The 6,512-nt window shown below is 45.0% G+C and carries 3 protein-coding genes; all 3 read left to right on the forward strand.

Annotated elements, in window-relative coordinates; genetic code table 11:
• The first annotated feature begins 62 nt into the window (after positions 1–62).
• Complete coding sequence (gene cadC, locus R7Z78_RS23590) at positions 63–1,625, forward strand: lysine decarboxylation/transport transcriptional activator CadC (protein ID WP_104975667.1); 1,563 nt, start codon at positions 63–65, stop codon at positions 1,623–1,625.
• A gap of 661 nt (positions 1,626–2,286) precedes the next feature.
• Positions 2,287–3,630 carry a cadaverine/lysine antiporter gene (gene cadB, locus R7Z78_RS23595; RefSeq protein WP_005434864.1) on the forward strand — a complete coding sequence of 448 codons (1,344 nt, stop codon included), beginning with the start codon at positions 2,287–2,289 and terminating at the stop codon, positions 3,628–3,630.
• 117 nt (positions 3,631–3,747) lie between these two features.
• Positions 3,748–5,883, forward strand: coding sequence for a lysine decarboxylase CadA (locus R7Z78_RS23600; protein WP_104975666.1), 2,136 nt, complete (start codon positions 3,748–3,750; stop codon positions 5,881–5,883).
• Positions 5,884–6,512: the final 629 nt, after the last annotated feature.

Here is a 6,512-nt window from a genome sequence, read left to right on the forward strand (position 1 = left end):
AGGAATCGACCATTGTCTGATTCCTAGCGTAACGCTGTCTGTAGATACGAGAGTTTTCATACATGGTTGGAGTCTATTTTCAAATCAATGACTGGGTTTTGAGCGTTGATGAAAATAAGCTGTATCGACAAGATAGGGAAGTTACTGTTGAGCCACGCTTAATTAATCTTTTGCACTTCTTAGCGGAGCATGCGAATGAGGTGTTCAACCGCGAGGAATTGATTCAGTACGTTTGGGCTGGAGCGATTGTGACCGATCAAGTGGTGACTCAATCCATCTTTGAGTTGCGTAAGCTACTACGTGACGGTCGAGAGGAAAATACCAACTACGTTATCACGGTGCCCAAGCGTGGCTATAAGCTGGTAGCGAACGTGGTTGCTATGACGCATGAAGAGTTTGTCACAAGTCGGCAAAATGAAGAGATCCCACCTTCGGTTGAAGAATCGGAAGAGGATTGTCTACCTATAGCACCAGCCGTTACCTTTCCTGCCGGTCCTCTAACTCGCGCGGTCTGCGAGATGTCAAAAGAGAAAAAAGCACCTCAGAGCAAAAACAAAATCAGTCCTTGGCGATTGGGAATTATGAACTTCATCTGGATCAGTATGTTGGTCGTAGTGATGGGCGTGTTTACCTACAAGCAATCGGAAGTGCGTATTACCCAAGCCATCGATACCCATCTGATTGAGTTCAAGTTTCAAGATAATTTTACGAATGAAGGATTAAGCTACGATTTGGCAGACGGATTCGCCCAAAAGTTGATGTCCGACATTGCTCAAGTGAGCGATTACCGAGTCATGCTAAAGAAGGCGTCGTTTACCTCGGGTATTGTGCCGGGCAAATCGGTTGTGGTGCGGGTTCGTGAAAATGATGGTGGTAGCTTTTTAGAGGTGGAATATCGCAATAACTCATCTGAAAAGGTGTTGTTTAGTCGTCAATACGCGTTAACCAGTAGTCATTTAAAGACAGTGCTTCAACAAGCGTCGTTGGATTTGATGCAAGTGCTGAAAGTATCGGATGCCAAATTGAAATCTACGATGCTGGTGGCGGGAATGCCAATGAATCCCGACGCGTTGGAGTTGTTTGTTCAGGCTAACCATTACCTTAATGTCTCTGATACTAAACAATTCCGCCAAGGTATCGACTTGATGGAAAACATTTTAGAAATCGAGCCGGATAATGCTTACGTTCAAGCTGAGTTGTTGATTGCTTACCATGTACAAAAGGCACTTGATTTCTCACAGGAGTTGAAGAAAGGGCGAATGCAGCAGCTCAGTGAAGCACTAGAGACTAATGTGAAAATGATGGTGGGGCCAATTCAACCGCGAATTTATGAAGCTTTAGCACTGCACGAAACCATCATTGGTGACACGGCGTTAGCCAAGCGGCATCTCGGACAGGCATTGAGGTTACGTGATTCAGTGCTTTCCTATGTGATTCGCGGTAAGCACGCCGAATTGGACGGTGATCTGGATTTAGCCAGTGAGTCTTACAGTGAAGCTTTCTATATTGATACGTCGGTTGAGACGTACCTGCTGTGCGAAAACTTGGTCTTCCCAAGTAACATGAAGGCGATTGATTACGCCATGTATCGCGCCGTTCACCCTTCTGTCGTTCGAATGCTTTAATTCTCTCGGACTCAACGTCAGTCTAATGCTAGCCCCTCATTTCGGTGAGGGGCTTTTTTGTCGCTGTCGAAAAGTGAAAAGGGTGAGGCGGTGGGGCAATGACTTACGAAGGAGCTAACAACGCAAGCTTGCAACGGGAATACATACCCGCTTTGCTTCTCTATCTCTATCTCTATCTCTATCTCTATTGATTGTATGAAGTGTCTGGCTGAGTTATTTGGCGAGAATGATTCTGATGCTTTCTTGCAGGCGAGATGAATATTGATGTGGGTCAAAAAGCGCGATCAGGGAGAGATTTATGGAATCAACAGTTCAGGGAATTAACCCTTCGGGATGGGGAAGTTGATAGAGGTTGATAACTTTTATCGCGATTACCGACGATTTGATGAGAGTTTATCTATCGGTAGAAGGTTTGATGTTTTTCTTATAACTAAATGAATAATATGGTTTTATATTTTTGTGTTTATCATGTTTACCTCAACTTGATGTTGATTAACTAATCATTTTATTGATAACCCCAAGTTTATTTTTTTCCCAGTTTTTGGGCGTAGTCTTCACTTCGAAATTTAGCGAGGTCGAGCAGGTTCTTCCTCATAGCATCTCGCTAATAACCATTCAGTTTGAGTCATGTTGACTCGAGTAGAATAGATTTGGAGATGTTATGTCATCGAATGCGAAAAAAATCGGCCTTATTGCCTGTACGGGTGTCGTAGCCGGTAACATGATGGGTAGTGGTATCGCACTATTACCTTCTAGTCTTGCCTCTGTAGGCTCTGTTTCAATCTTCAGTTGGCTGATCTGTTTGGTCGGTGCACTGAGTCTGGCGTTCGTTTACGCTCGTCTGGCAACCAAAAACCCACAAGAAGGTGGTCCTATCGCTTATGCTGGCGAAGTGTCTCCGGTATTTGGTTTCCAAACGGGCGTTCTTTATTACCACGCGAACTGGATTGGTAACCTGGCTATTGCCATTACAGGTGTTTCTTACCTTTCAGTATTCTTCCCTGTGCTTAATAACCCAATCCCAGCAGGTATTGCGACGATTGCATCGGTATGGATCTTCACTTTCGTCAACCTACTTGGTGGTAGCTGGGTAAGCCGTCTATGTACGCTTGGTCTAGTTCTTATCCTTATCCCAGTTGTTGGTACAGCTGCATTTGGTTGGACGCACTTCGATACTGCGCTTTACAGCCAAAACTGGAACGTATCAGCAGGCACTGACAGCCACGCGGTAGTAACAGCGGTTCTTATCTGTCTATGGTCATTCGTAGGTGTGGAATCAGCAGCGGTATCGACTGGTATGGTAGAAAACCCTAAACGTACTGTACCACTAGCAACTATGTTGGGTACTGGTATCGCAGGTGTGATTTACATCCTATCAACTCAAATGATCAGCGGCATGTTCCCAGCGTCAGAAGTTGCAGCATCAGGTGCGCCATTTGCACTAGCAACCACTGAGCTATTCGGTAGCTGGACAGCACCATTCGTATCAGCATTCACAGCGCTAGCATGTTTCACTTCGCTAGGTTCTTGGATGATGCTAGTAGGTGAAGCAGGTAAACGCGCAGCAAACGACGGCAACTTCCCTAAAATCTACGGCGAAACTGACAAAAACGGTGTGCCTAAGAAAGGTCTAATCCTTGCGTCAATCAAGATGACTGCACTGATGGTTGTACTGATGTTCTTCAGCTCTAAAACAGCACACGCATCAGACTTGTTCAACCAGCTAACAACTGACGCAGTTCTACTAACTATGCTGCCTTACTTCTACTCAAGCATTAACTTGATTCGCTTCGAAGGTATGACAACACGCAACGGCTTCGTAATGCTGTTCTCTGGTGTGGCTTGTCTGTTCTGCTTCATCGCACTAGCAGGTGCAGAGGGCGGTACGCTAACAGCAACCTTCATCGTGTCTCTAGTTATCTTGATGTTCTACAGCAAAAAAGCAGGTCTTGCTCAGTACGTGAAAATGCACGCTGACGACATGCCTGCCCAAGCAAGCAACTAATCCCCAAAACGCTGGCACTACGGTGCCAGCCCATAAAACCCAAATTCACGCGGCGCTCACCTTACTCATTGCCTGTAAATGGCAAAGAGCGCCCTCATTCGCCTTGGAGATGTCCAAATGAATATATTCGCTATCTTGAACCACATGGGTGTGTTCTTTAAAGAAGAGCCAGTTCGTCAACTTCACGCTGCTCTTGAGAAAGCGGGCTACGAAGTGGTTTACCCAGTAGATGATAAAGACTTGATCAAAATGATTGAGATGAACCCACGCATTTGCGGTGTGCTGTTCGACTGGGATAAATACTCACTAGAGCTATGTGAACGTATCAGCCAAATCAACGAAAAACTGCCTGTTCACGCATTTGCTAACGAACAGTCTACTCTAGACATTTCACTAACAGACCTACGTCTAAACGTGAGCTTCTTCGAGTACGCTTTAGGTATGGCTGACGACATCGCTATCAAAATCAACCAAGCGACTGAGGCATACAAAGATGCCATTATGCCTCCATTCACTAAAGCGCTATTCAAATACGTAGAAGAAGGTAAGTACACCTTCTGTACTCCAGGTCACATGGGCGGCACTGCATTCCAGAAAAGCCCTGCTGGTAGCATCTTCTACGATTTTTACGGTCCAAACACATTCAAAGCGGACGTATCAATCTCAATGCCTGAGCTAGGTTCTCTACTAGACCACTCAGGTCCACATAAAGATGCAGAAGAATACATTGCACGTACATTCAATGCTGACAGCTCTTACATCGTAACGAACGGTACGTCTACATCGAACAAAATCGTTGGTATGTACTCAGCACCTGCTGGCAGCACAGTACTGATTGACCGTAACTGTCACAAATCTCTGACTCACCTAATGATGATGAGCGACGTGACACCAATCTACTTCCGCCCAACTCGTAACGCATACGGCATCCTTGGTGGTATTCCACAAAGTGAATTCAGCCGCGATGTCATTGCAGAGAAAGTGGCGAAAACACCAGGTGCAACAGCGCCAAGTTACGCAGTAGTGACTAACTCAACTTACGATGGCCTGCTGTACAACACGCAATTCATCAAAGAGTCTCTAGATTGTAAGCACATCCACTTCGACAGTGCTTGGGTGCCTTACACTAACTTCAACCCAATTTACGAAGGTAAATGTGGTATGAGTGGTGAAGCGATGCCAGGCAAAGTGTTCTACGAAACACAATCAACACACAAACTGTTGGCAGCGTTCTCACAAGCTTCAATGATTCACGTGAAAGGTGACTTTGATAAAGAATCTTTCAACGAAGCATTCATGATGCACACTTCAACTTCACCTCAGTACGGCATTGTTGCTTCTACTGAAACTGCAGCGGCAATGATGCGCGGCAACACTGGTAAGAAGTTGATGCAAGACTCTATCGATCGCGCAATCCGCTTCCGTAAAGAGATCAAACGTCTAGAAGCAGAAAGCGACAGCTGGTTCTTCGATGTATGGCAACCAGAAAACATCGATAGCACAGAATGTTGGAAACTAGACCCTAGCGACACATGGCACGGCTTCAAGAACATGGATGACAACCACATGTATCTTGACCCAATCAAAGTAACGCTACTGACTCCGGGGATGAATAAAGAAGGCGAACTAGAAGAATCAGGTATTCCTGCTTCGCTGGTGGCTAAATTCCTAGACGAGCGCGGCATCGTGGTAGAGAAAACAGGTCCATACAACTTGTTGTTCCTATTCTCAATCGGTATCGACAAATCAAAAGCAATGCAATTGCTACGCGGCCTAACTGAATTTAAACGTGGCTACGACTTGAACCTAACCATCAAGAGCTTCCTACCTTCACTATACAACGAAGACCCAAGCTTCTATGAAGGCATGCGTGTTCAAGAACTAGCACAAGCGATTCATGACCTAACTAAGAAATACAACCTACCTGAGCTAATGTACAAAGCGTTCGATGTACTTCCAGAAATGAAAGTAACACCACACGCAGCATGGCAAGAAGAGCTTCGTGGCAACATCGAAGAAATCAAACTGGAAGAAATGGTTGGCCGCGTAAGTGCGAACATGATCCTTCCTTACCCTCCAGGTGTGCCACTAGTACTTCCTGGTGAAATGGTGACTCAAGAGTCTCGCCCTGTGCTGGACTTCCTAGAGATGCTTTGTGAGATCGGTGCGCATTACCCAGGTTTCGAAACCGACATCCACGGTCTATACCAACAAAAAGATGGTAGCTACACCGTAAAAGTATTGAAGAACTAAGTTCCTCTCGAAGATGACGCCATTGGGAATGCAAGCATGCTCCACTCTTACGAGCTCAATGCGTCATCGAACAATAACGACATTTAGATATACCCCTAACTAATCTGTCGTAAAGAGAAGGGCAAGGATGCTCTGATCTTTTCTTCTATATATAGAAGAAACACTTTTCCAAGACTTCACCTGAAGTACCCCAAATAAAAAGCAAAGACCAAAGAGCAGTTCGTCATCGTTCTGCTCTTTTTTTTCGTCTTTATATAGGTAGAGAGAGAAAAAAGAACCAAGAGAGATAAGATCAGCAATCAAAATCACAAAGAAATCGGCGATCTTTTAATGCAGAAGTCAGGTGTTTCATCATGAAAAGATCCTCTGCAACCCGAAATATTAGACAAGATCGTTGAGTATCTATGCAGAATGCTTGTTATTTGTGCGGTTGAAAGTTTTTTTGCAAAAAACGCTTGTGCTAATTTCTCAACCCCCTATACTGCGCATCCACCGACACGGAGTGAGACGAAAGTCACACAGCGAGTCGGGAAGAGAGAAAAAAGAATTTGAAAAAAATGCTTGACTCTCTCACGGTGTGAAGTAAGATACGCACCCCTAACGACGAGCAACTAAGTTGCTGAAAATGT

The organism is Vibrio sp. 1167 (assembly GCF_033340375.1).
Classification (GTDB): domain Bacteria; phylum Pseudomonadota; class Gammaproteobacteria; order Enterobacterales; family Vibrionaceae; genus Vibrio; species Vibrio alginolyticus.